17 protein-coding genes and 5 tRNA genes are annotated in these 26,751 nt (G+C 50.1%); 18 read left to right on the forward strand and 4 right to left on the reverse strand.

Translation table 11 applies throughout. The annotated features are described in order from the left end of the window. Positions 1-34: 34 nt before the first annotated feature. Together ACN0YR_RS02485 and ACN0YR_RS02490 are read right to left on the reverse strand one after the other, a co-directional pair. Positions 35-2,290 (reverse strand): polysaccharide biosynthesis tyrosine autokinase, encoded by a 2,256-nt coding sequence (locus ACN0YR_RS02485; RefSeq protein WP_417847627.1) that lies wholly within the window; start codon positions 2,288-2,290, stop codon positions 35-37. A gap of 247 nt (positions 2,291-2,537) precedes the next feature. Next, positions 2,538-3,443, reverse strand: coding sequence for an exosortase/archaeosortase family protein (locus ACN0YR_RS02490; RefSeq protein WP_417847628.1), 906 nt, complete (start codon positions 3,441-3,443; stop codon positions 2,538-2,540). 910 nt (positions 3,444-4,353) lie between these two features. On the opposite strand from ACN0YR_RS02490, the gene ACN0YR_RS02495 reads away from it, so the two are divergent. From ACN0YR_RS02495 to ACN0YR_RS02580, 18 genes are all read left to right on the forward strand, one after another. After that, a tRNA-Thr gene (locus ACN0YR_RS02495) sits at positions 4,354-4,425 on the forward strand. Positions 4,426-4,469: 44 nt separating this feature from the next. Beyond that, positions 4,470-4,551, forward strand: a tRNA-Tyr gene (locus ACN0YR_RS02500). A gap of 76 nt (positions 4,552-4,627) precedes the next feature. Further along, positions 4,628-4,698, forward strand: a tRNA-Gly gene (locus ACN0YR_RS02505). A 177-nt stretch (positions 4,699-4,875) separates the two neighbouring features. Then, a tRNA-Thr gene (locus tag ACN0YR_RS02510) sits at positions 4,876-4,948 on the forward strand. A 125-nt stretch (positions 4,949-5,073) separates the two neighbouring features. Then, the gene (gene tuf / locus ACN0YR_RS02515; protein WP_417847629.1) at positions 5,074-6,270 is read left to right on the forward strand and encodes an elongation factor Tu; all 1,197 of its coding nucleotides are present in this window, start codon (positions 5,074-5,076) and stop codon (positions 6,268-6,270) included. Positions 6,271-6,349: 79 nt separating this feature from the next. Beyond that, positions 6,350-6,505, forward strand: coding sequence for a 50S ribosomal protein L33 (rpmG, locus tag ACN0YR_RS02520; RefSeq protein ID WP_145202861.1), 156 nt, complete (start codon positions 6,350-6,352; stop codon positions 6,503-6,505). Positions 6,506-6,529: 24 nt separating this feature from the next. Continuing rightward, positions 6,530-6,602: transfer RNA gene (locus ACN0YR_RS02525), tRNA-Trp, on the forward strand. A 197-nt stretch (positions 6,603-6,799) separates the two neighbouring features. Next, positions 6,800-7,243, forward strand: coding sequence for a preprotein translocase subunit SecE (gene secE, locus ACN0YR_RS02530; RefSeq protein ID WP_417847630.1), 444 nt, complete (start codon positions 6,800-6,802; stop codon positions 7,241-7,243). A 36-nt stretch (positions 7,244-7,279) separates the two neighbouring features. Beyond that, positions 7,280-7,954, forward strand: a complete 675-nt coding sequence (gene nusG, locus ACN0YR_RS02535; RefSeq protein WP_417847631.1) for a transcription termination/antitermination protein NusG — start codon at positions 7,280-7,282, stop codon at positions 7,952-7,954. Between the two features lie 131 nt (positions 7,955-8,085). Further along, complete coding sequence (gene rplK / locus ACN0YR_RS02540) at positions 8,086-8,511, forward strand: 50S ribosomal protein L11 (protein WP_417847632.1); 426 nt, start codon at positions 8,086-8,088, stop codon at positions 8,509-8,511. A 79-nt stretch (positions 8,512-8,590) separates the two neighbouring features. Further along, positions 8,591-9,298 carry a 50S ribosomal protein L1 gene (gene rplA / locus ACN0YR_RS02545; protein WP_417847633.1) on the forward strand — a complete coding sequence of 236 codons (708 nt, stop codon included), beginning with the start codon at positions 8,591-8,593 and terminating at the stop codon, positions 9,296-9,298. A gap of 124 nt (positions 9,299-9,422) precedes the next feature. After that, complete coding sequence (gene rplJ, locus ACN0YR_RS02550; protein ID WP_417847634.1) at positions 9,423-9,959, forward strand: 50S ribosomal protein L10; 537 nt, start codon at positions 9,423-9,425, stop codon at positions 9,957-9,959. A 96-nt stretch (positions 9,960-10,055) separates the two neighbouring features. Next, positions 10,056-10,481: a 50S ribosomal protein L7/L12 gene (rplL, locus tag ACN0YR_RS02555; protein WP_417847635.1), complete on the forward strand. Its 426-nt coding sequence runs from the start codon at positions 10,056-10,058 to the stop codon at positions 10,479-10,481. Positions 10,482-11,694: 1,213 nt separating this feature from the next. Continuing rightward, positions 11,695-15,402 (forward strand): DNA-directed RNA polymerase subunit beta, encoded by a 3,708-nt coding sequence (gene rpoB / locus ACN0YR_RS02560; RefSeq protein WP_417847636.1) that lies wholly within the window; start codon positions 11,695-11,697, stop codon positions 15,400-15,402. A 79-nt stretch (positions 15,403-15,481) separates the two neighbouring features. Then, the gene (gene rpoC / locus ACN0YR_RS02565) at positions 15,482-19,828 is read left to right on the forward strand and encodes a DNA-directed RNA polymerase subunit beta' (RefSeq protein WP_417847637.1); all 4,347 of its coding nucleotides are present in this window, start codon (positions 15,482-15,484) and stop codon (positions 19,826-19,828) included. Between the two features lie 321 nt (positions 19,829-20,149). Next, positions 20,150-21,307 (forward strand): cyclic dehypoxanthinyl futalosine synthase, encoded by a 1,158-nt coding sequence (gene mqnC / locus ACN0YR_RS02570; RefSeq protein ID WP_417847638.1) that lies wholly within the window; start codon positions 20,150-20,152, stop codon positions 21,305-21,307. A 51-nt stretch (positions 21,308-21,358) separates the two neighbouring features. Next, positions 21,359-22,237 (forward strand): methylenetetrahydrofolate reductase [NAD(P)H], encoded by an 879-nt coding sequence (gene metF / locus ACN0YR_RS02575; protein WP_417847639.1) that lies wholly within the window; start codon positions 21,359-21,361, stop codon positions 22,235-22,237. A 156-nt stretch (positions 22,238-22,393) separates the two neighbouring features. After that, positions 22,394-23,806: a hypothetical protein gene (locus tag ACN0YR_RS02580; RefSeq protein WP_417847640.1), complete on the forward strand. Its 1,413-nt coding sequence runs from the start codon at positions 22,394-22,396 to the stop codon at positions 23,804-23,806. A 333-nt stretch (positions 23,807-24,139) separates the two neighbouring features. On the opposite strand, the gene ACN0YR_RS02585 is transcribed toward ACN0YR_RS02580, so the two are convergent. Both ACN0YR_RS02585 and ACN0YR_RS02590 read right to left on the reverse strand, forming a co-directional pair. Then, positions 24,140-25,411 (reverse strand): Gfo/Idh/MocA family protein, encoded by a 1,272-nt coding sequence (locus ACN0YR_RS02585; RefSeq protein ID WP_417847641.1) that lies wholly within the window; start codon positions 25,409-25,411, stop codon positions 24,140-24,142. Between the two features lie 144 nt (positions 25,412-25,555). Beyond that, positions 25,556-26,716, reverse strand: a complete 1,161-nt coding sequence (locus tag ACN0YR_RS02590) for an ATP-grasp domain-containing protein (RefSeq protein ID WP_417847642.1) — start codon at positions 26,714-26,716, stop codon at positions 25,556-25,558. Between the last annotated feature and the right edge of the window lie 35 nt (positions 26,717-26,751).

Consider the following 26,751-nt stretch of genomic DNA (forward strand, 5'->3'; position numbering starts at 1 on the left):
TTTAATAGATCGGGACTTCAGTGGGGTGTTGGGCTTAACTCACATCGAGAGTGTTGTAGTGCCGTGAGTAGTAGCCATACTTGTCAGCGAACTCGTCGAGCCCAATCAGGATTGAACCCATCGGTGGGACTCCAATCATTTCAAGTCGCTGCTGTGCAGCGGCAACGTTTCCAAGTCGACTTATGTCACGCCGGATGGTCAAGATGACACCGTCGACATCTTGGGCCAGGAGGAGAGTGTCTGCAACAGGGAGGATTGGGGCAGAGTCGACGATGACAAAATCGTAATCCTCGATGAGGTGCTTGAAGATCTGGCCTGCTCCACCTTCAGCTAATGCCTGCAAGGCTGCGGAGTCAACACGGCCAGCGGGAATTACTGAGAGACCTGGGGTAGGAGTCGGCTGAGCTGCACCTTCTAGTGGTTGGTCTCCGCGAAGGATTTCACAGAAGCCGTGCGCTGAGCTCATTCTGAAGACTCGGTGAACGGTTGGCCGCCGCATGTCACAGTCAACGAGGACAACCTTTCTTCCTGATCGGGCGAGGCTTGCAGCCAGGTGGCATGCGTTACTTGTTTTTCCTTCACCATCGCTGGCGCTGGTGATCAGAATTGTATTCATGACCTTCAGCCGAGGGTCGCGAAGCAGGACTGCTCGGGTGGAGTCGATGGCTTCTTTTAATACGCTCCTGAGTGCGACTTGCTGCGAACTCAGTTTTCGCTTTCCGTCGTCAACAGCTTTGATGATTGCTCGAGGTAGAATTGGGATGATACCTAAGATTCTAATTCTTAGGTTTTCAGTGATTTCTTCGGCTGTGCTGACTCGGCGACGCCTGTAGTCGAGGAAGATGATTCCCCCTGCAATGAGTCCAAGTGCAGCCAAACCCGCCATTCCAGCCATCTTGTATTTCTTGCTCATTTGAGGAGTGTGAGGCGTTGAGGCACGGCGGTTTTCCGTGATTCGTTGCTTTGCTTGAATTTCGATGAGAAGTGCTTCGATCTCTGTCCGAAAGCGACTTTCGGTCGTTTCCATGTGGGTGATTTCGCGTTTCAGCTCTTCGAGGTTGAAGGCGGCTGTTCCTTCGCCTGCTTCTTTGATTTTCAGGGCGGAGAGTTCCTGCTCGAGGTGGTTTTTCTCTGCTTCAAGGATCTTGACCCGGCTTTGCAATTCAACGATGGATTTGTCTTCGTTGGCTGAAATTTCCGCAAGAATTCGTTTCTCGATCTGTTTTTTGAGTTCTTCGGCAAGCAGTCTTTGGCGTTCAATATGCTTGTTCAGTCGGAGGCGGTCGGGGTGCTTCTCTCCCAGGTCTTGGGACTTGTCGGTCATTGACCATTCGAGCTCACGGATGCTATTGCTGATTCGTTGGTATTCAGGGCTGCTGTTGATTCGTTCGTTGAGAAGGTCCTGCGGAACTGGTAGTGGTTCAGCCGGCAGGCTAACGCTAGTAAGGTCTCCATCAGGCGCGGGGCTTGGCTGGCGGGCTGCGAGTTGGATGTTGGCTTGCATGAGTTCAAATCTCAGTCGGGTGAACTCTTCACGAAGTTGCCCGTAGTATTCGTACTCAAGCTGTCGTTTCGATGAAAGAATTTCGGGGTCGGTCGTTTTCAGTGATTGTGCGATGCCCTCGAGTTGGGTTCGCTTCAAGCCGAGCTCTTCATTGATATCACGATAAAAGCCTTGCAATTGTCTCAGCCTGTCCTGTCGGCTGGTGCGTTCTTTGTTGACAACTTCGGTGAGGAAGGCGTCCGCTACTGCGTTGACGATCATGGCGAGATCTTGAGGGCGGTCTCCTTCAAGCTCAAGTCGAAAGAATTCTGAAGCAGGACTCGAGACTTTTAAGTTTTCTTCAAGCCAGTCTGTTGGGTGCTCCTGCTCTTTAAGTGTTGGCAGGCTGGAGATTTCTGGGTCGCGGAGGGCAGCGTTGAGGACGTACTCTCCGGTCACCTTTCTCATTTGAGTCTGTTTGTATGTGTTGAAGTTGGATCGCTCTTCAGAGGTGTTGAATAGGATTTTGGATTCCACGGAGTTGATGTGGAACTCGAAGAAGGCTTGGTACGGAGCCGGGACATATACCCAGGTTGCGACAGCAGCAGCTGCTCCGAAAATCAGGCCGAGCAGAGTTGCTATGAACCAGTTTCGACGCACTGAGTTCAGTAACGCTCTGGTGTCGATGGTCTCGGTTCCCTGATTCTGCTGGGGACCGACCGGTGTGGCACGGTGGTGGGCAACCTCATGTACGGGGTTGACTGGAGTCAAGCTCGACGAGGAGTCAGGAGTGAGTTGCGTTTCCATGCGATTTATTCCGTAGGTGATTCAAACGCTTGTTTGCTCGAGCGTAACCTGAGTGCAGGTTGGGAGTCGAATGTCTGGCAGCGATGCCATCACTGTGGTCAGGACTTCGTTGGAGCAATAACGACACGAAATCGAAATGTTGGCCCAGTTCGGTTTCGTAAGAATTTGAAAGTGGATTGTGTTAGCAATCGGCCACTGAAAACTGTTTCATCAGGTCGAAATAGTACTGGTAGGTCGTCGGCTTTGTTTATGATTTTCCAGGCGCCAATCCGACTGACATGGGAGCGTCATCTTCAATAATTACGATACGAGAAGCGACAAGAAGTTCAAGCCACAATATCCCCAAAGCCATTGGAATCATCATCCATCCCGCAAAATCGTGAAACAGCATGTCTGCAAGTTTTGCATGTCCAGTCGCGTAAAGGAGTCCCGTCGTGGTGATGCGAGTTACATTCGCGATGATTGCAATTGGAATCGCGCTGGCGACAACGAGCAGTCTCTCCCACATGGGGCGATCGTGAATAAATAGGGCCGCAGCTGTCGAGAACGCGAAAAAGACCATCAACATGCTCATTCCGCTGCAAGCTTCCGTCACGCCGATTCGAGCATCGTTGACGACGATGACGTTCCCCTCAGCAATCGCCGGGAGGCCAACTGTCTGCATGACGTAAGTGCTCGAAATGGTACCGATTCGGCGTAGTGGGTCTCTGAGGGCAACCTCAAGGCTGTACGGAAGTGGGAGCATGAATGCGAGAAACAGGATTGCTGGCCAGGCCCACTTTACTGCCTGCCATCCGCCAGCGAGTACGAAGACCCCCAGAACAAATGGGATAATCGCTACAAAGTCAAACCATTCCATGTAATAGCGGGCTGAAGCCAGTCTAAGCAGGATCGCCCCTGCGAGAATCACCAAGCCCCAGGAATTTGGTTGAATTTTGTCGATTTCGAGCTTGTCTCGTCTCATCCAGAGCAGTGCGATGGAAAAGAGCGGGACGAGATAGCCGTGGGAGTACTCAGGGTTCGTGTTCCACTTTGTTGCGATGACCTCAATCGTGGACCAGAAGGCCCATAATCCTGCGAAGCCGAGGACGAGCAGTCGGATTAGCAGGCTTTTCATTGCAGGGGGCGCGAAAAATTCTATGAATGCGGTCATTTATTGATCAGACAGGAAGGTGGATTCGCAGGTCACTCTGGGAGCCTCGGCTGTCGGCAGGCAGTCCCCAGCTCGATGACATCGAGCTGTTTATCTCATCATCTTGAAGACGTGGATGGAGAGAATAAGTAGAGAACGCAGCACGGAATTTGAATTGACGTGCCAGGTATTGCCCGCAGAAGGCCACTTCTAGTGACAGTTTTTTTGTTGCTGAGAGTCTGGACTCCGTCCCCCTCGGTGACTACACACCGATTACGATCTCAATAGTCTGGCGCGTTTTTTCATTGGGGAAAACGCTGCCATTCCTTCAGCTACGTGTTGACTCTTCATTTTGGACTCCGTCCCGACCCGCAATTTCCAAATCGTTTGGAACACTTCATTCCGTGAAGTTTGCACTCAACCTAATGAGAGCATTCTCTATATCATGGAAAGTTGACGAATGTCAACAATCAATGTTTGTCTTCGGCGGAAATAAGCTGATACATGCGGGGGTTCCGGCGGGGTAATCTTTGCGATCGGTGTAATGGGAATGCTAGTTTCGGGGCGCTGCTTGGCTCTTGCGTTGGGTGGATGGTGAGTTTGGATTTTTTTTGATTTGAGAGGTGTGTGTTGAACAGTGGGGTGGATTCGAAGGGTTGTTTAAGTAGGGTGTAAGGTGTTGATTGGCTGTTTTTTATGGATGTGAAGTGAGCTTGGGTGGTGAGAGAGTTGTCTGGTGGCGGTGGGGTTGTGACCGGTTTGTTTTTGTCCTATCGGGAAGAAATTTCAAAATTGGATTGAAACCACTTGATGCAGTTTCTGTGTCTCGGTATAAGACGCGGATTGACGGAACTCCGTAATCACACTACCGGTTTGTGCTTGCATGGAGAATGGACACCGCTATACTTCGCGGCTCAGTTTCCGGAACTTGGCTAGTGTAGCTCAACGGCAGAGCACCGGTTTTGTAAACCGGCGGTTGTGGGTTCGAATCCCTCCACTAGCTCTTGTTGGCCATTGTGGTGAAAACCTCATGGGTAGCATTGATGAGGGGGTGTACCCGAGTGGCCAAAGGGGTCAGACTGTAAATCTGATGGCTCAGCCTTCGTAGGTTCGAATCCTACCACCCCCATTTGTGGTGTTTGATTATTTTTGTTCGTCGCGTTTGGCGGATTTGTGTTGGACAAGGTTTTTCTTGTTCTCCTTTAGCGGGTGTAGCTCAATGGTAGAGCTCCAGCCTTCCAAGCTGGTGGTGAGGGTTCGATTCCCTTCACCCGCTCTCTCTTCGCTAGGTAGTGGCGTTGAGGGGAAAAGGCCGTTTGCGGGACGGGGTGGATTGTTTCTCGCTGCGGCGGGGTTTGCAGTCCAGTAGTCGTTCTGTTGCTCATTGGCGGTGACTCCCGTTTGGTCATAGGATGGCCAGCGTGGTGGAGCGTTTTGTTGAGTGTTTAAAGATGCTGCTGTGGCTCAGTTGGTAGAGCGCGTCCTTGGTAAGGACGAGGTCGCGGGTTCAAGTCCCGCCAGCAGCTTACCGGCTTTTGTCCGGTTTTGCCGTGTCGGCGCCCGTAGGCGTACTACGGCGTCGAAGCTAACTTTTGCGGCTGTGTTGGTCGCTTGGTACAATTAAGATTCAAGGAGTTTTGGAGCGCTAGTCATGGCGAAGGAAACATTTCAACGGACAAAGCCGCACGTGAACGTCGGTACTATTGGTCACATCGATCATGGTAAAACTACTCTTACTGCATCAATTCTGGCGGTTCAGGCAACGAAGGGGCTGGCCCAAGCGATCGATTACTCTGACGTCGCAAAAGGTGGTACGGTTCGTGATGAAACGAAAACTGTGACTATTGCTGTCAGTCACGTCGAATATGAGTCAAATAGTCGTCACTATGCTCATATTGACTGTCCAGGGCACGCCGATTATGTGAAAAACATGATTACCGGTGCAGCTCAGATGGATGGTGCGATTCTTGTGGTTTCGGCAGCTGATGGGCCGATGCCGCAGACTCGAGAGCACATTCTTTTGGCTCGCCAGGTTGGTGTGCCTGCTCTTGTTGTTTTCTTGAATAAGTGCGATCTCGTCGACGATGAAGAATTGCTTGAGCTTGTCGAAATGGAAGCTCGTGATCTTCTGAGTATGTACGATTTCCCTGGCGATGACATTACGATTGTTCGTGGATCGGCGAAGCCAGCACTGGATGATCCAGGTAATGAAGAGAAGAATGCTTGTATTGGCGCATTGATGGATGCGCTCGATGCTGACATTCCTGAGCCAGCTCGTGTGACTGACAAGCCGTTCTTGATGGCTATCGAGGATGTCTTCTCAATCGAAGGTCGCGGTACTGTTGTGACCGGTCGTATTGAGCAGGGTGTTGTTAAAGTCGGCGAAAAAGTGCAGATTCTTGGGTTGCGAGATACTCAGGAAACGACTGTGACTGGCGTCGAAATGTTCCGCAAGATGCTCGATCAGGGTGAAGCGGGCGACAATGTCGGAATTCTTTTGCGTGGTACTCGCAAGGAAGATGTTGAGCGTGGTCAAGTTTTGGCTAAGCCGGGCTCAATCAACCCTCACACAAAGTTTGAGGCTGAGATTTACGTCTTGAGCAAAGAGGAAGGTGGTCGAAAGACTCCATTCTTCAGCGGATATCGCCCTCAGTTCTACTTCCGAACAACGGATGTGACTGGAGCAGTTAAATTGCTGGGTGATGCAGAGATGTGTATGCCTGGCGATAACGTTAAGCTGGAAGTTGAGCTTATCAAGCCTGTCGCTTTGGTTGATGGAAGCCGTTTTGCGATTCGTGAAGGTGGACGAACAGTTGGATCTGGTGTGATTACAAAAGTTCTTGAGTAGTACGCCAAATTGGTTTTGCGGTCAGCGTCCGGTGTTTTCTCGGAAAGCACCGGATTGCTGCCATTATAAGAGGTGAGTGATGGCTCGTGAATATGTTTGGCTCGAGTGTACTGAGTGCGGTGATCGGAACTACCGTGTCACCAAGGAGATGCGCGGTACAGAGCGCCTCGAAATTAAGAAGTATTGTCCGCGATTGCGGCGGCACACAACGCATAAGGAATCGCGAAAGAAGTAGTGAGTTTCGCCTCGTGTGTAAGTTACGGGCGTAGCTCAATTGGCAGAGCAGCGGATTCCAAATCCGCAGGTTGGGAGTTCAAGTCTCTCCGCCCGTGTTTCCAGAGCAGTGAAATGTTCGGAGTAACCTTGTCGATTTTTTGCTGGCTGGATAGCAGTTTGAGTGGAAAGTCTTGTCTCTCTGTTTGAAGCTGGCGGTTGTGGTTTTTTAAGAGATCTTGTCATTGTAAGTTCTCTTGGGATTTGAGCATCAAGGTTCAGGTTTTCGGATCAATTGTAAAAGGGAACGCCCAGGATGGCAAAAGCAAAAACAGAAACTTCGTTCTGGGGTAATTTCCTCGTTCCGGGGTTGTTCAAGCCGAATCAGGGACGTGTAGTCAGGCAAGTGACTGCCGGTACGGTTGCAATTGTTATGGTTACTGCAGCGTGGCGCTTGCGGGCGACTCTGCTTATTGAAAAGACTGCTGCCATTTCCATTGGGGTTCCTCTGTTGATCTCTGCTGCGGGACTTTGGTTTGCGTATCGATTGATTAACTGGCCAACGTTCGCCAACTTCCTGATTTCTGTGGAAGCGGAGCTTGATAAAGTTTCCTGGGCGGACTGGGCGTATTTGAAGCGAGCTACTGTTGTTGTCCTTATCGTTATGTTCGCGATGGGGGCGTACTTGTATGTTGCGGATATTTTCTGGCAACAGTTGTTTGGTGCAATCGGTTTTCTCGATCTTGACACCGTAGAATAGACAGCGAGTTCGCAGAGTGCTGCGAACGTTCCAGAAATGTCAATGCAATCGCTTGAAATTATTCGGGCGATTCATAATGATGCGTGGCTTGCCATGAATAGTGATGAAATTACTTCAGACATCGACAACTCAGAAGCAGGAGGTGCTTCTGGGCAGGAAAAGTTGTGGTATGTTCTGAAAGTTCAGAGTAATCGCGAGCGTTCCATTCGTGATTCCATTATCCGTCGGATTAAGATGGAGGGAATGGAAGATTATTTTGGGCAGGTCTTTATCCCCACAGAGAAGGTTGTTGAAACAAAAGGGGGAGGTCGTCGTGTTCGGGAGCAGAAATTGCTCCCCGGTTACATGATGATCGAGATGGCCTTGAATGATGAGACATGGCATCTCGTGCGGTCGACAGGTGGTGTCGGTGATTTCACCGGTGCTGCTGGCAAGCCGATTCCAATGGAAGAGGAAGAGGTTCGGCGTTGGCTCGGACTTGACTCTGCTGACGAAGACAAGAAGCAAGAAGACGAAAAAGAAGCTCGTCCTGTTGTTAAGTTTGTGGTTGCAGTTGGCGAGCACGTGAAAGTCAAAGAAGGTGCTTTTGAGAATTTTGAAGGCGTCATTGACTCAATGGATGAAGTGACTGGCAAGCTCAAAGTGATGATCGAGATTTTCGGTCGCGGTACTGAAGTGGAGTTGGAGCATTGGCAGGTCGAGAAAGTTTAACTGCTATGTATTCCGGGCAGGTTTAGGTGGTCCGGTTGAAGTCCTTCGTCGGCTGCGAAGGTGATTGATAAATCAAGTTGACTGCGCTCGGGTTTCCCCTGGCGGTCGTTGAAATTGGATGAGGCAGGCAAATGGCCAAGCAGTTAGTGACACAAATTAAAGTGCAAGTGACTGGGGGACAGGCGACACCAGCTCCTCCTGTGGGGACAGCGTTGGGTCCACACGGTGTGAATATTGGTCAGTTTGTACAACAGTTTAATGATCAGACTCGCGAAATGATGGGGACGACACTTCCTGTTGTGATCTCCGTCTATAACGATCGCTCCTTCGATTTTATTATCAAGAGTCCTCCAGCTGCAGTTCTGCTTAAGCAGGCTGCTAAGGTGGCCAAGGGGTCTGGCAATCCTTTGAAAGAGAAGGTTGGAACTGTGACGTCTCAGCAATTGAGAGATATCGCAAAAACAAAGATGGCTGACCTGAATGCTGGGAGTATTGAACAGGCTGCGAAAACTGTCGCTGGGACGGCCCGCAGTATGGGGATTCAAGTGGTTGACTAAAGTTGCAAGCTGATTTCGGTGCAACTTAAGTGTATCTGTTTATTGAAACATCGTAGTTATTGAGAGTCAGGCAGTAGTAATGGGTAAGCCATCCAAGCGACAACAAGCCTATCGTAAAGTCGTTGCAGATCTGGAGCCGGGTTCGGTGACAGAGGCTGTTTCGATTCTGAAAGGCTTGGATGAAAAACTCCCTAAGGGGATTGAGCCTCCGAAAGGGGATCAGTCAGTTGAGATCGCTGTTCGGCTTGGTGTCGATCCGAAGCATGCCGATCAGATTGTTCGTGGTTCAATCGTCTTGCCACACGGAATTGGAAAGTCTCAAAGAGTTCTTGTCTTCTGTAAAGAGCAGAACGTTGACAAGGCTCTTGAAGCGGGAGCAGACTTTGCCGGAGGTAAGGAGCTCGCTGATAAAGTTAAGGATGGCTGGCTCGAATTCGATGTCGCAATTGCGACACCTGACATGATGGGTGTTGTAGGTCCATTGGGTCGAGTTCTGGGTCCTCGCGGTCTGATGCCCTCACCGAAGGCGGGGACGGTGACTCAGGATGTCACAACAGCCGTTACAGAGTACAAAGCGGGTAAAGTGGAGTTCCGGGTTGATGATGCCGGGATTGTTCACTGTCTGGTTGGGAAAATGTCATTTGGCGAAACCCAGCTTACAGAAAATATTGAGGCGCTGTTGAAGTTGATTCAGCAATTGCGTCCACAGGCTGCTAAAGGTGTCTATGTCCGTTCAGTGACTGTCTCAGGAACACAAACACCAGGCGTTCCTATCGTTGCAGCTTAGTTTTGGTTTTCTTGAGAAGTTGACCTCACGGACTGAGTCAGCGTTTTCGATCATTTTAGTTTACAGATAAGATATTCGACAATCAGCGTAACTGTGCCAGACGCGATTAACCAGGCGTGAAATAATGAGTAAAGCAGTCAAGAAAATGATGCTCGACGACCTCCGCAAAAAGCTGGATGGTCGGCGTGACTTTCTCGTTCTCGATCTGTCCAAAATGGATGCAGTTGCGAACAACGAGATGCGGCTCGAGTTGGCACAAAAGGGGATTACTCTGCTCGGTATCAAAAATCGCTTACTACAAGTGATTCTTCGTGATGCTGGAGTTGATGAGTTGGATGGTCCTTTGTCAGGCCCTTCGACTTTGGCTTGGGGTGGTGAAGATATTGTTGGTCTCTCTAGGGAGATGGCTACCTGGGCTAAGAAGATTACAGAAGTTGAAATTAAAGGTGCTGCCGTTGATGGTCAAGGTGTTGACTCAGCGGGTGTGACCGACATCAGTAAAGGTCCAAGTCGACTGGAACTGATTGGGCAACTTGTTGGACTCGTGTTGAGTCCAGGAGCACAGCTTGCAGGTGCTTTGCTTGGTCCAGGAGGAACTCTTTCTGGTCAAATGAAAGCTCTTGCGGAGAAAGATAACGAAGAAAGCGGCGACGCTGCGTAGTGTCCCGGTTCGGCCGAGTGAGGCCGAGATTTTTCACTCTACCGAGCCGGTGCGGTATCCAATCGCATGCCGGCAATTAACCTTGGAGAAACGGAAATGTCAGCTGAAGCCCCAGAAGCACCAGCAAAAGAATTCGACGACAACACAAAAACCCTCGGAGACCAGCTCGTTGGTCTTACGCTGCTTCAGGCAAAAGCTCTTGCTGACTACCTGAAAGATGTCCATGGCATCGAGCCTGCAGGTGGCGGTGTGATGATGGCTGCCGGTCCTGCTGCAGGTGGCGGTGACGAAGGTGGCGCTGCTGCAGAGCAGACTTCGTTTGACGTGATCCTCACCGGATTCGGTGATGCGAAGATCAATGTCATTAAAGCTGTTCGAAGTATCACTGGACTTGGTCTGAAAGAAGCTAAGACCATGGTCGAAAGTGCTCCTTCACCACTTAAAGAAGGTGTCGAAAAAGACGAAGCCGAGAAGCTCGTCAAAGATATCGAAGAAGCTGGTGGAACTGCTGAGTTGAAGTAGACTTGTGAATTTATAGGCAGTATGGGGCAGGTCTCCATATTGCCTATTTTTTTCGGTCAGCTAGCATTCATCATGCCATACAGTTGCAATTTTCCCAACGGTTGATATCTTGTCAGCAAGAAGTTGTTGGCGGATCACCCAAGGATGTAATATTGACTGCCGGTCGTGTTGTTTTGCATCAGTTTCTTCTGTTGGAGGCGTCAAGAGTTGATGTCTTCTCTATACCTTCGGTATGGAAATGCAGCAGTTTTGGTCGATCTCGCAGAGCAAAAAAATGCAAGTGTGAGCTTCGGCAAAAGAGTTTCTTGAGAGTCACTGATCGATTGCAAGTACTTCAATGTCTCGCTTTTTGTGAGGTAGGTATAACTTCTGCAAAGCAGGTGCGTTCCTTTATTCGAGATGAGCTATTCATCGCGAATGTTAGTGAATCGCTCGCGATGATGAGTCTTGCGAATATTTCACGAAAGTGGAATGCCGGTATTACTTGTCAGTCTTTTCTTGTTCAGCAGCGATTTCAGGCACTCGCAGTGCGTGCCTACAATTTCAGGGTCGACAAATTCCGGAAGGGGGCCGGGTTGGCGAGTTTGAGCTTAGGAACATTAGGTTGCTCTTGGAGTGCGCACTTAAGTGCTGCGCAGGGTTTCTTCTGTTTTATTGTCGTTGACTGCCAACGCCGCTTCTCCTCTCTGGCCTTATCTTTGATTCAACCCGCTCGGCCTGTGTTGCTGAGTGTTCGACATGCTTCGGGCAGTTATGGTGATCCCTGTCGCTCGGAAAGTCATTCAGCTCAAGGGCAAAAAAATCCAGATCAATTGATGCCCGGTTCAGCAAGTCCGTGTCAAAATCAACTTAGAAATTCTCGATCCAGACATTGCTTGCCGAAGTCTAAGACTATCGGCCAAATTGGAACCTGTTATCAAAAACCCCTTTATTTAGTGTGTTGATTTAAGAACTTACAGATGTCCAGCCAATTTCGTGAGAGCCCCACTGATTCGTGATTCTCACCCTTTTGTGTCTCCTACTGAACTCAAAGATTTGTTTGAACTAAACCAGAAGCCAGATTGCGATCCGATGGACTCGTTCCGGCTTCAGAAATCTTCGTAACATTTCTTATACAGGTCTTAAACAGGATTTGTTTGAGAGTCACGTTTCAGTGAGTCACCGAATATCGAGAACCTTACTCAGTTTTCTCCCCGCGTAAAGAACCCGACGAATGCCAATTCCACATCAACGAATCATTCCGACTGACTCAGTCCGCAACTTTGGTAAGATCGAGGCTAAGTATGAACTCTCGGATTTGACACGAATTCAAACTGAGTCATACGCGAAGTTTCTGCAATTAGAGCGGAAACCTGAAGAGCGTCGGGATGAAGGTCTCGAAGAGATTCTGAGAGAAGTCTTCCCGGTTGAGAGTTACGACGGCCAGTATCGCCTGGAGTACGTCAAGTACGAACTGGGGAAGCCGCGTTACAGCCCGACAGAGTGTCGTCAGCTTCGCTTGACCTATGGTCGTCCTTTTCGTGTGACTCTTCGTCTTGTCAAAGAAGAGCCGATCGAAGAAGAGGTGTACCTGGGTGACATGCCGATCATGATTGGTGGTGGTGAATTCATCATCAATGGATCAGAGCGGGTTATCGTCAGCCAGTTGCATCGTTCACCCGGTGTTGACTTCGTTGTTGCCTCTGAGCCAGGCGAACGTAAAGAGTATTCCTGTCGGGTTATTCCTGAACGTGGCAGTTGGATTGAATTCATGGTTTCCAAAAAGGAAACCTTGGGAGTTCGCATCGATCAGAGTGGTCGCTTCTCTGCGATGACTTTGTTGCGAGCCATGAATGAAGAGTACAGCACAGATACCTCTTTGCTGGAAATTTTTTACAAGGTCACCAAGACAAAAGTTGGCAAGGACGGAACGGCTCTCGCAGGTCTTTATGCTGCTGAAGATGTTGCGTACGAAACTGGCGAACGAGCCGGTGAAATCATTGTTGAGTGTTGCCACACAATTTCTGCGACTCAAGCTGCTGAGATCGCGGAAGCGGGTATCAAGGTCGTACAGACCTTGGAAGATGTGCGAGACACGCTGATTCTCAATAGCGTGATTGAAGATAACACGGTCAGCCATGAAGAAGCATTGCTGAAGATTTATCAACGCCTGCGGCCTGGTAACCCACCTTCGCTTGAAAAAGCCAAGGATCTCTTCGCTGAGAAGTTTTACGATGTCAATCGATATCGGCTTGGTCGCGTTGGACGCTTTCGTATCAATCGTAAATTCAATCAGGATATTCCTGATGATGAAATGACATTGCGTTCCGAAGATATGGTCAACGCTGTTCGTTATCTCGTCCTGCTGCGTACGGATGATGATGCCGCTTACGTGGACGATATTGATAACCTCGGTAATCGACGTTTACGGACCATTGATGAATTAGGGATGGATGAAATCCGTAAAGGATTTTTGAAGCTTCGACGAACTGTTCAAGAGCGGATGAGCCTCAAAGATGTCGAGGAAATGAGTCCCCGAACTTTGGTCAATCCGAAATCGGTTTCAGCAGCCATTGATTATTTCTTTGGGCGAAGCGAACTTTCACAGGTGGTCGACCAGACAAATCCACTTTCTATGCTCACACACGAGCGTCGATTAAGTGCTCTTGGGCCAGGTGGTTTGAATCGTAAGCGTGCAGGCTTTGAAGTCCGCGACGTCCACATTTCGCACTATGGTCGTATTTGTCCGATTGAGACTCCTGAAGGTACGAACATTGGTTTGATTTCCAGTTTGAGTATCTTCTCTAAAGTCGATGATTACGGTTTCTTGATCACTCCATATCGTAAAGTTTCGAATGGAAAAGTGATTGATGAAATCATGTGGTTGCGTGCAGATGAAGAAGCAAGTGTTCATGTTGCTCCTGCTGATACACGTGTCGAAAATGGCGTGATTATTGACGAGCGTGTGTTGTCACGTTATCGGAGCGACGTCCACTGGATTCCCGCGATGGATGTGGAATTTATCGATGTCGCACCATGTCAAATGGTCGGTGTTTCTGCTGGATTGATTCCGTTCCTTGAGCACGATGATGCGAACCGTGCGTTGATGGGATCAAACATGCAGCGACAGGCGGTTCCACTCTTGATTGCAGAAGCACCACTGGTAGGAACCGGGATGGAGGAAGAGATTCCTCGTTACTCCGGAATGGTTGTTCGATCGGATCGATCAGGAAAAGTGACGTATGTCGATGCAAACGTCATTGAAGTCGAAGGCAAGAAGTTCCCTCTACGTAAGTACATGGGACTGAATGAACGAACCTGTTTGAATCAGAAACCGTTGGTCTCTGTTGGGCAGAAAGTCAAGAAAGACGAAATTCTTGCTGACAGTGCTGCAACGCGAGATGGAATTTTGGCACTAGGACGAAATGTTCTTGTCGGATTCATGTCGTGGGAAGGCTTCAACTTTGAAGATGCGATCATTCTTTCCGAACGACTCGTTAAAGATGACGTCTATACATCGATCCATATCGACGAGTTCGATGTTGAGATTCGCGAGACCAAGCTTGGTCGTGAAGAATTTACGCGTGATATTCCAAACGTGAGTGAGAAGGCTTTGCGTCATCTTGATGATGACGGAATTGTTCACGTGGGAACTCGAGTTAAACAGGGAGATATTCTGGTTGGTAAAGTCGTGCCTAAAGCCAAGGCCGAGTTGACTCCAGAAGAAAAACTGTTGCATGCGATCTTCGGTAAAGCCGGGGAAGATGTGAAAAACGAATCTCTTGAAGTCAATAGTGGCGTTGAGGGAATCGTTATCCAGACTGAGAAGTTTTCTCGTCGGATGAGTCTTTCTGAGGCTGATCGAAAAGTTTTCGACGCTGAAGTCGCAAAGATTCAACAAGTTGGTCAAGAGAAGATTGCAGAGAAGTTCCAGGAGTTTGTCGTCGAATTCGATGCCGCTTTGGGGCGTCATCTGGCAGATGATGATGGACGGGAAATTCGCAGTATTGAAGATGTGAAGTTTGTCGCTCAATACGCGAAAAGTTTCGAAAGTCATTTCGACAAGCTGGACATCCGCAGTCCACAAAAGCAAGCGGATCTTCGCAAGCTGATGAATGAACAATGGCCCTTCGTGATGGAAGTCATCGATGAGGCTGAGCAAAACCTGAACAGCATGAAGCGAGGAGATGAACTCCCGAATGGTGTGCTGCAGATGGTGAAGGTTTATGTGGCATCCAAACGACAGATTTCTGTCGGGGATAAAATGGCTGGTCGCCACGGTAACAAGGGTGTGATTTCAAAAGTCTTGCCAGTTGAGGATATGCCTTATCTGGACGACGGAACCCCGATCGACATCATCTTGAACCCGCTGGGGGTTCCGAGTCGTATGAACGTCGGTCAGATTTTGGAAACTCACCTTGGGTGGGCTGCTTCAAAGCTTGGCTTCCGTGCGATTTGTCCAGTTTTCGATGGTGCCCCAGAAGCTGAAATCAACGAATGTCTCAAGGAAGCTGGCTTGCCGGAAGAAGGAAAAGTTCGTCTTTACGATGGACGAACCGGCGAGCAGATGGAGCAGAAAACAACTGTCGGTTACATCTACATGTTGAAGCTGCATCACCTTGTTGATGATAAAGTACATGCCCGTGCAACGGGACCTTACTCGCTCATTACTCAACAACCGTTGGGTGGAAAAGCCCGCTTCGGTGGTCAGCGATTCGGAGAGATGGAAGTTTGGGCATTGGAAGCCTACGGAGCCGCTTACATCCTTCAGGAATTGCTCACAGTGAAGAGTGACGACGTTGAAGGTCGTACGAAGATTTACGAGTCGATGGTCAAAGGGGAGAACACCCTTGAGGCCGGAACACCCGCAAGTTTCGATGTGCTGAACAACGAAATTCGTGGCCTGTGTCTGAACATGCAGTTGGAAAAAGCTCACGCGTAAGCGTTTGAATAATTCCTGTTGCTTGAGACGATTTTGAATTCAAATTGAAGATTTCCCCATTCCAGAATAGGAGTGTCCTGTGAGCGTCGGAGAAGGTGCTTACGATCGCGTTAACGACTATGGTGCCGTGAAGATTAGTCTCGCGAGTCCGCACGATATTCGTAGCTGGTCGTTCGGTGAAGTCAAAAAGCCGGAAACAATCAACTATCGGACCTATCGACCTGAACGCGATGGTTTATTCTGTGAACGTATTTTCGGTCCTGAAAAGGATTGGGAATGTGCTTGCGGGAAATATCGTGGAATGAAATACAAGGGGATGATCTGCGACCGCTGCGGCGTCAAAGTGACTCACTCTCGTGTTCGTCGTAAACGAATGGGCCACATCGAACTGGCTGCGCCGGTTGTGCATATCTGGTTCTTCAAGAGTATGCCCAGTCGTCTGGGTGCAATGCTCGCGATGAAAACGACCAGCCTGGAAAAGGTCGTCTACTTCCAGGAATACGTTGTGACCGATCCTGGGGATACTCCGCTTCGTAAATGTCAGTTGCTGACTGAAGACGAAGCGAAAGAAGCCCGTGAAAAGTATGGCGCTGGTGAATTCAAAATCGAGATGGGTGCGGAAGCGATTTTCTCGCTGCTGACGAACATCAACCTCGTTGAAGAGTCTGTCACACTTCGTCAGGAACTTCGTGAAACTGGATCACAGCAAAAAACTAAAGACCTGATTAAGCGACTGAAGGTCATCGAAGCATTGCGAGACAGTGATAACCGTCCTGAGTGGATGGTGCTGCACTGTGTCCCTGTGATTCCACCCGATTTGCGTCCATTGGTGATGCTTGAGTCGGGCAACTTTGCGACAAGCGATTTGAACGACTTGTATCGTCGAATCATTAACCGGAACAACCGGTTGAAGAAACTTGTTGACCTCAATGCTCCTGAAGTGATTGTTCGCAACGAAAAACGAATGTTGCAACAGTCGGTTGATGCACTCTTCGATAACGGACGTTGTAAACGTCCCGTTCTGGGATCATCGAACCGTCCGTTGAAATCGCTTACGGACATGATCAAAGGTAAGCAGGGTCGTTTCCGCGAGAACCTGCTCGGAAAACGTGTCGATTATTCCGCACGTTCCGTGATCGTGGTCGGACCGGAACTTCAACTGCACCAATGTGGTTTGCCTAAGAAGATCGCTCTGGAACTGTTCCAACCGTTCATTATTCGACGGCTGAAGGAACTGGGCCATGCCGATACGATCAAGTCTGCCAAGCGGATGCTTGAGCGTCGTGATGAAGAGGTTTGGGATATCCTCGATGAGGTGATTACCAACCATCCGGTCCTTCTGAACCGTGCACCAACGTTGCACCGTATGGGAATTCAGGCATTTGAGCCGGTTCTCGTGGAAGGTCATGCGATTCGAGTCCATCCACTTGTCTGTAAAGGGTTCAATGCCGACTTCGACGGCGATCAGATGGCTGTCCACTTGCCGCTTTCTATTGAAGCACAAGTTGAAGCGACAACCCTGATGATGTCGACGAACAACGTCTTCAGTCCGGCAAACGGTGACCCGATTATTTCGCCGTCACAGGATATCGTGATGGGTTGCTATTACTGCACCATGCGTCGTCCTGGTCGTCGTGGCGAAGGTCTCGTCTTCTCCTCTCCGGATGAGTGTCTGACTGCGTATCAACAGGGTGTCGTCGAGCGACATGCTGCTGTGAAAGTGCGTCTTCCTAAAGACAAGCGTGTCAAAGGCGAAGGAGCAGAGACCTTTAAGTCCGGCGGACTTGTGGAGACATCTCCTGGTCGAGTGTTGTTTAATGACATTCTTCCCAGAAACATGGCGTTCTATAACAAGACGCTCAGTAGCAAAGACCTTTCCAACGTCATTTCTGACTGCCACTTGGAAGTTGGACGTCGGGAAACGATTGAGCTTCTCGACTTGATGAAGAACATCGGTTTCACAGAATCGACCCGTTCAGGACTTTCGTTCGGAACAACAGACCTTGTTGTTGCACCGAATAAAGAACAGGTGATTCTCAAGGGTGAAACAGAAGTTCTGAAGCAACAGAAGCTGTACGATCGTGGTGTCATCACCGGAGCTGAACGCTACAACAAGGTGATTGATATTTGGACTCACGCTCGTGAAGAAATCACCGAGGTGATGAAGAAAGAACTCGAGAACGACGTTCGCGAAGATGGTGCCTATGTGAATCCGATTCACTTGATGGCAGAGTCTGGTGCTCGTGGTGGTGTCGAACAGATTCGTCAGCTTTCCGGTATGCGTGGTTTGATGGCCAAGCCGAGTGGTGAGATCATCGAAACGCCTATTAAGTCGAACTTCCGTGAGGGGTTGACGGTACTCGAATACTTCTCGTCGACTCACGGTGCTCGTAAAGGTCTGGCTGATACCGCTTTGAAAACTGCGGACTCTGGTTACTTGACACGGAAACTGGCAGATGTTTGTCAGAACCTTGTTATCACCATGAACGATTGCCAGACAACCAACGGCGTGACCCGTGGAATTCTTTACCGCGGAGAAAAAGTCGAAGTCAGCCTGGCTGATGCGATTCGTGGACGAACCAGTCGAACAAACATTGTCGATCCAATTACGGACGAAGTGATTGTTCGTGAAGGTGAGTTGATCACAGTCGACATTTCGCGACGCATTGAAGATATGGGGCTGGAGCGTATTCAGGTCCGTAGCCCAATGGCATGCGAAGCGGAACTTGGACTGTGCCAAAAATGTTACGGAATGGACCTCTCAACCGGTCGGCTGGTCGAAGAGGGGCTGGCGGTCGGAATTATCGCAGCTCAGAGTATCGGGGAACCGGGAACTCAGTTGACCATGCGGACGTTCCACATCGGTGGTGTGGCACAGGGAGATGTCGAAGAAAGTGACATGAAGACACGCAAAGCTGGTCGTGTGAAATTTGCACGAATCCGCAGCGTGATCAACACTGAAGGTCAGGCCATTGTGCTTGCCCGACAGGGTGAGATCGTCATCATCGACCCGAAAAATCGTGAACTTGAACGGTACAACGTGCCTGCCGGTTCGATGTTGCGGGTCAAAGAAGACGAAGAAGTCAAAGTCGATCAAGTACTCTGTGAATGGGATCCGCACTCGGTGCCGATTCTTGCAGAAGTGGGCGGCCGTGTTCGCTTTGAGGATTTGATCGAAGGACGTTCGACCCGTTCGGAAAAAGATGCCAGCGGTTTTGTGCGATCGACTGTGATCGAGCACAAAGGTGATCTGCATCCACAAATCGTTCTTGAAGATAGTACCGGGAAAATCCTCGACTACTACTACCTGCCTGAACGTGCAAACATTGAAGTTAAAGAGGGTGGACAAGTTTCAGCTGGAGCTGTACTTGCGAAACAGCCTCGTGAAGCTTCTGGAACTCAGGACATTACAGGTGGTCTGCCACGTGTGACCGAGTTGTTCGAAGCACGGAAGCCGAAGGATCCTGCGGTTGTTGCAGAGATCGACGGTGAAATTGAACTTGTTCCTGAACGCAAACGTGGTAAGCGAGTTATCGTGGTCCACGGGCAGGACGGAACAGATGCCGAGCATTCCATCCCGCATGGTAAGGCTTTGCTGGTTCACTCTGGTGATCTCGTGGCTGCTGGTGACGCACTGGTTCGTGGGCCGTTGGTTCCGCACGATATTCTACGAGTGAGTGGTGAAGAGGCAGTTCACCAATACTTGCTCCATGAAATTCAGAATGTGTACCGAGCTCAGCGTGTGGGAATCGACGATAAGCATATTGAGCTTGTCGTTTCACAGATGCTCCGCAAGGTCCGAATCGATGATGTGGGAGATACCGATCTGCTCCCAGGTGTGATTGTCGATAAATGGGAATTCCGACGCGTTAACCGTGAGTTGATGAACTGTGTTCGAATTACCAATTCGGGAGCGACCGAGTTTGTCGTAGGAGACGTGGTTCCACTGGAAACTGTCGAAGAGGTGAACGATCAACTCGAAGCCGATGGCGAAGATGTGATCGAGTACACCAGACCTCGTCCGGCAAGTGCCAGTACTCAGTTGTTGGGAATTACGAAAGCAGCCGTTCAGAGCGAAAGCTTTATCTCAGCTGCAAGTTTCCAGGAAACGACCAAAGTGCTTACCGAAGCTGCCTTGGCAGGGAAGTCGGACCAACTTGTTGGTCTGAAAGAAAACGTGATTCTTGGTCACCTGATTCCAGCGGGAACCGGGTTCAAATTGCACCAGGAAGCGGAAGTACGAATTCGTCCCGAAGCTCAGCAGGAATTGCGAGAAGAACATGCTCGTGTCCTTGCAGCACGTCGAGAAATGCTCAGCGAGAACGAAGAACTCGGTGGCATGCATCCGGGAAGAGAGGCTCCTCAGCCTCCGCCTCCAGCGTTAGGAGATATTCCTTCATTCACTGATCTGTCACCAGACGATTAATGAAACGGAGGAAGGTACTTGTGACTCAAGTTCTTGTCAGCGGACATCACGGTGTTTGAAGTTTCCAGCACCTGATTGTTCCAGGACCTGCTGTCACAGCACTTCCAGGAAGAGACGAATCAGCTTCTTTCGAGTTCTTAAGAAATTTCACCAAGGCGTCTCCCTAAGTGGGTAGACGCCTTGTTTGTTAATCGGTTTGAGTTAAATTGATGATGTAACTTCGGTTCTAATGATGGCAGCAATTTGCGTTGTTCTTTGCCATCGGAGCCACACTGCTTGAGTCTCATTGCGAATTTGATCGAACACGGAAATCTACGACCAATGATCACCGCCATTGAAAACGACATTTCGACGATTCTGGACAAAGCCGTCGCTGGCGAACGCTTGACGACAGAAGAAGGAGTGGCTTTGCTGAAGTCTCACGACCTTGCGGCGATCGGACAAGCTGCCGATGCTGTCACGAGGAGACTCCACCCAGAGCCGTTTCGGACGTACAACATTGACCGCAATATCAACTATTCGAACGTCTGTGCGGCAGTCTGTGATTTTTGTGCGTTCTATCGACCAGTTGGGCATAGTGAGGCTTATGTGCTCACTGAAGAGGTTCTCTACGACAAAATTCAGGAAACAGTTGACCTTGGTGGAGATCAAATTCTCCTGCAAGGTGGGCTGCATCCTCAGCTTTCACTCGAATGGTACGAGGATCTTTTGCGGGGAATGAAAGAGAAGTTTCCGCAGGTCAACATTCATGGATTCAGTCCTCCGGAGCTGTGGCATTTTCATAAGATCAGCAAGTTGCCACTCGAGACAGTTCTGCAGCGGTTGATGGACGCAGGCCTTGGCAGTCTTCCCGGTGGCGGAGGCGAGATTTTGGTGGACAGAGTCAGGAAGCAGATTACTCGCGGGAAAGTGCTCAGCGATGGTTGGTTGGAAGTAAACCGTGTCTGGCATCAGCTCGGTGGGAAGAGTACCTGCACCATGATGTTCGGGCATGTGGAAACTTTGGAAGAGCGAATCGAACATCTTGAGCGTTTGCGCCAGTTGCAGGATGAGACGAACGGTTTTACCGCATTCATTTGCTGGACACATCAAGCACCGGATGAAGCACCCTGGTTTGGGCGCGATGCAGAGCAGGGGCGCAGCGGCGGAGTTGATATGTCAAATGTTCCATCTGCTGGAGCCTTTGAGTATTTGAAAACCCAGGCAGTAGCACGTTTGTATCTGGACAACATTCCGAATATCCAATCAAGCTGGGTTACTCAGGGAGAAAAGGTCGGTCAACTCGCACTCTTCTTTGGTGCGAACGACATGGGAAGTTTGATGATAGAAGAGAATGTCGTTGCACAGGCTGGAACCGTGTTTCAACTTTCACTCGAAACAATTCGCCGTTGCATTTCTGATTCGGGATACATCCCGCGTCAGCGGAACGTGTTCTACGACTATCTCGACGAAGCACCGGCTGACTCCATCGTTTCATAGCCCCGGCGATTCATCCCCTTCATTTTGAACCTCGACCCTTTAGTGAATTCTATGCGGATCAAAGAGATCTACGCTGCCAAGTCTTTCGGCCTTTCATTTGAAATTTTCCCTCCAAAAACGGAGAAGGGAGATCAATTACTGATTGACCATCTCTCTCGATTGGCAACGCGCTCTCCCGATTTTATTTCGTGCACCTATGGAGCTGGGGGAACGACTCAGGATCGTACGATTGAATTGTGCGAGATGATTCAGTCGAAATTTAACCTGCCCGCAACAGCACATTTCACCTGCGTCGGCTCAACACAAGAGCAACTCAAAAACTGGTTGACCAAGGCGAACTCGCGAGGGATTCAAAACATCATGGCGTTGCGGGGAGATGCTCCTGCTGGGGCGGACTCCTTCGAAGCTGTGGAAGGTGGGCTGCGCTATGCGAATGAGCTTGTCACTCTCATCCGTGAGCATCACCCGGAAATGGGAATTGGTGTGGCTGGCTACCCTGAGAAACACCCCGAAGCGCCCGATGCCGAGACAGATCTCGTCAATCTCGTCCGAAAAGTTGACGCTGGAGCGGACGCGATTTTCACGCAACTCTTTTTCACCAATGCGAATTTCTTTCGCTTTCGTGACGAGATTGAAAAACGAAATGTTTCCATCCCTCTCGTCGCAGGGATCATGCCCATTACGGAATTTGCTCGGATCAAAAGAATCACCAGTATGTGCGGTGCCGTCATTCCAGATGACCTTGCGGCGAAGCTGGAAGCGGTTCAGGATGATCAGGAAGCTCAGTTTGAAATCGGCGTTGAATTTGCGATTCAGCAGTGTCAGGAATTGGTCGATTCGGGCGTCCGAGGCATTCACTTCTATGTCTTGAATAAGTCCGAAGCTTGCGAGCGAATCTTAGATTCTCTCCAGCTTCCCCAGACGGTGTAGAGCATTTACAACGTTTATCGTACCCGTGAAGGTTACTTTCATGGTTTCATAGACTGTTCGTCACGAGGCAGAACGTAAAGACCAATATTAGATTTGCTCAAGAAGGCAGCGTTTGTGATCTCTTTTCATTGCCCTCAATGCTCTTCTCCGTTGCGAATGAAGGATCTTGGTCCTCGGGATCGAACGATTCCTTGTCCGAACTGTGCAGCGAAGATTCACCTTCACATAGAGGGGGGGCAATTGCTGAATGTTTCTCTGGAAACTGAGGCACTTCCGCTTCCGACATCTGTTCAGTCCCCTGCGAGCTTCCGACTTCTGTTCGGAATTTTAGGCACTCTCGTTGCTGCAGTTTTGATTTACTTCGCCACGAGTACCAAGTCGGCCCCGGTTCTTTCTGAGTCAGATCAACCGGGTGAAGTGACCGAGAGAAGTGAGCTTGATGAGAATCCTCTAGACACAAATGGGCAGGCATCACCAGCGACGGACGAAGATGTTTCTCCCGCGGAAGAGGAACTCTCGATTACGCAGCGGCTAATAGTGATTCATGGACTTGTTCAAGAGTATCGTCAGCAAAATGGCGTTTACCCGAACGGGAAGATGCTTGAAGTTGATGGCGAACCTGCTCGGTTCAGCTGGGTGGCTGAAGTGATGCGGACCGCTGAGCGGGAAGGATCTTTAATGGCGCAGCGACGTGCTTGGGATGATCCCGTTAATGATGCGTTTGTGCGCAGGCGACTGGAGAAATTTCAAAACCCCGAGATCAATCAGCTTGCTGGGGAGGATCGATATCCCACGACTCACTTTGCGGGTGTGACTGGCGTGGGGGCTGATTCTGAGAAGCTCCCTTTGCGGCATCCTCGAGCGGGGATCTTCAGTCCGTACCGTGAGACGACGATCGCCGATGTTCTCGATGGGACAGCAAATACAATTATGCTGGTTGGGGTACAGGCGGACTACGGTTCCTGGGCAAGGCCCGGGTCTGCGACGCTCCGAGCCTTTACAGCGGAGCCGTACATCAACGGTCCTGATGGCATGGGGACTGGTCAGCCCGATTCGATGCAGGTTCTAATGGCGGACGGCAGTGTGCGGACGCTTTCGCAGAAGACTTCACCCGTCATTGCTCGTCGAATGGCAGCGATGGCAGACGGGTTAACATTGTCATTGGAAATGGAGGGGGATCCACTCACGATGAAGAGTGCGGTTGCGGTCGCTCCAGTCCCGCCTGAGAAGAAAGACCCGGAAGTGGATCTTCCGATTGAACCGATGTTGGCTGAAGACCCTCCGCCGTTCGATATTGAAGAGTCGCTGTCTCAAAAAATTCGCTCATACAGGCTCGAACAACCGAAACCACTGCGAGTGATTCTTAACGAGTTGCAAGAAATCTCCGGGGTGCCGATGGATCTCTCAGCTTTAGATGAGGCGATATTGGATCGAGAGTCGACACTTGTTGCCGAAGAGACCACTCTTAAGGGACTCTTTGAAGAACTGGCTTCGTCGCAAGGTCTGGAAATCGAACTCAAGCCGTTTGCTATTGTCGTTCGTGAAAAGACTGACTCGCGTGAAGAATGACGGATTCTCATGCAGTGTCTGAATTGCCCAGACGCGTGACGCTTTTTGTTACGCATCAGTTGTCAGAGCATGTTCATGGCTGGTTTGCAGCGATTCCCCCCGGTGACTCCCCGGTTTGTAAATGGCTTATTGAAGTTCTGAATGAAACTCGCTTTAGAGCAGTTTGCCCTACCGTGTGCCCGTGAAGAACGAATTTCTCTAGAACCGGTCCGAAAACCTCTGGAATCGCCGCTTTCCTCAACGTTTGAGAGAGCAATTTCAAGTTTCAGGACCAGCTCTAGTAAAATGCTGTTCGCCACGAGGCTGAACCTGCAAACCAATTCGAAAGGTGCTTTAGACTTCAGGAGCATACAGGACTTCTGGCTCTGCTTTTCCGGGGAGATAGAGAACCAGTCCGCCGTTGTCATCATTGACGCGAACAACACCGTCGGGTTCTCCATGGGCTGCCCTGTCGAGAATCACTTCCAGTGCATGAACCGCGGCTACAACTTGGCGGTCTGCAGAGAGGTCGTTGTAGTCCAGGCTGCGGAGTTCCTGAAGTCGGTTGGCTTCGTCGTTCGCATCCCCGCCAAATTTCAGGTAGGCCAGTTCGCGTGCAAAGCATTCGATTACTTCGATGCCGTAACCTCGCTGAGAACGTGTTCCCCAAGGCTCGACGAAAGTTCCGTTGTAGTGGTTGTTGATCGACTGCTTCATTTCGATCGGCGTTTTCCCTTCGACTGTCAACTCGACTCCACGTTTCCGTGAATGACCGTTCCAGACGCCGTTGTCGAAACGGAACTGAACTTCCTGTTCGACGTAGCCAGGGAAGTTGTCCGGAGTGACCCAAGATGTATGAATGTCAAAAGCTGCTTCGCGACCATCGTCGTATTCGTAGATCAGACGTTGTTGCACGCTATCCCAGGTCGTGCCATCTTTATCACCGACCAATCCGCGTTGTCCGGTCGCGGTGATCGTTTTGAGTTTTCCACCAAAGGAGAAATCAATGAGTTTGATGTAATGGACTGCGACGTAGGTTCCGGGATTACGACCGGTGATCCATTCTGAAAATTGGCTGCCGGAAATGAGCTTGGGTTCCAGCAGAGTGCAGTACCCGGTGTTCACGTGTTGGAGGACACCGTCGTGGACGAGAGTCCGCATTTTTTTGTGGTCTGGATCGAGCAATTTATGGTAGACCACTTTTGCCAGCACATTGTTTTCTTCAGCCAGCTTTGTCAGTTCGTCAACTTGATGGAGGTCGAGGACGGATGGCTTTTCGACGAGCAGGTGTTTGCCCGCTTTGAGAACTTCTCTCGCGACTTCGAAGTGTCGGTCATCTGGAGTTGCGACACAGACGAAGTCCAGATCTTGTTGAGCGACCATTTCTTGAACAGCGTTTTCACCTGTTGCACTGAAGAAGTTTTTCATTCCATCGGGGGCAACCGATCGGTATGCTTCTGCCCGTTTCCCGGTTCGCGAACCGACCGCAGCGAGTTGGACATCGACATCTCCGAATCGACGATCAAACATTCCGTTGTGGTGTGCCGATTCGAAAAATGGGCGATAGGTTTCATCGAAGATCATCCCGATACCAACCATGCCACCGCGGAGTTGTTTGTCACTCATGAAATTACCTTCGAGACGCTTTACGTTAGTTTGAATGATCGATCAGATGGGAGTTTTCACCAGAGAAATTTGGTGAGCGGCCTTCTTCGCATAACCTCTTCTTTCCGACAGAGATTTGCAAGTGCATCGCGACGAATTCAACCCTTATTCGGCGTTGGACGCAGGAATGATTCGACTCTGCAGTTCCTGGAGTTGCTGAGTCAGTTTTTCACGGCAATCCTGAGCTGACTGGCCTGTGGCAAATATCGTGCAAATTGGCTCGCCTGTTTTGAACTGAGTCCCCGCTTGAGGGATATCTGCGAGGTCCGGGAATTTGCTGAAAGCTTTGATTTCAGGCGTCAGGTCAATTGTTAATTGGAAATTTCGCGGCGAATAGAGAATCGCTTTCCCAAAGAGCGGGCCATCGGTGTCAGGCGTCCATGTGTTCTCGGTGTTTAATTCTGCAAAACACTCGATGTGGCTTGGGAGCAGGGGCTGCCCAGTGGCGAACTCGAGCAATTCCAGCGAAGCGGGGTATCGCGGGTTGACTTCAGTGACGAAGATGCGGTTCTCTTCGGTCACAATGAAGTCGATGCCAAAGAGACCTTTCAAGCCTGCTTTCCATTTTAAAACGTTGCCAGCCCGCCGCATTTTGTGTTCGATCTCAATGGGGAGGGCGACTGGCCCGAAATTCCCTGACCACTGGAATTCCGCTGCATTGCTTTCTTTGCTGCCAATCAGTTGTTGTGTGAGGCCAACAAAGCGGACGTCGCCAACTTCCTGGGCGATGTAGACCCCTGAATAGACAGTGCCGCTGATGTGTTTCTGGAAGATGTGTGGTTCGTTCAGGGTGGGGGAGGTCTTCGCTTCTTCAGTCCAGCGCGTGATGCCTCGCCCTCCGCAGCCGAAAATTGGACGGAGAAGCCAGGTTCCGTCCGTTTCAGGAGGCTCAGATGAACTCTTCCACTCAGGTGTTTCGACTTGTGAGATCCGCATCGCCTCAGCGAGCAAGTCCGCAGACCGGGCTGCTTCGACCTGCTTTGCACCGTTTCCCATGAGGTCATGGAACTCTTCTGCGACGTTCAGGATCTCCGGGTGATTCTCAAGTCCGCCGACGTACAAGAGGGGAAGCCGTGGAAGTGCTTGCAATGCATCGATGAGCCCGGATGGGTAGTTCTCCACCTGTCGAACGACGGCGTTTGCCTGTAAGTCGGCGTCGGCGAACATATCAAGGCAGATCGGTTTGAAACCTGCGCGAAGAGCTGAAAATCCCGCACTTCGTGTACTTGCACCGATGATTAACAAATTGGGTCCAGAATTACTCAAAACACTCGCCTGAAGAATACAGTCATGTTATTTCG

The sequence above is a fragment of the Thalassoglobus sp. genome (assembly GCF_048270125.1).
Lineage (GTDB): Bacteria > Planctomycetota > Planctomycetia > Planctomycetales > Planctomycetaceae > Thalassoglobus.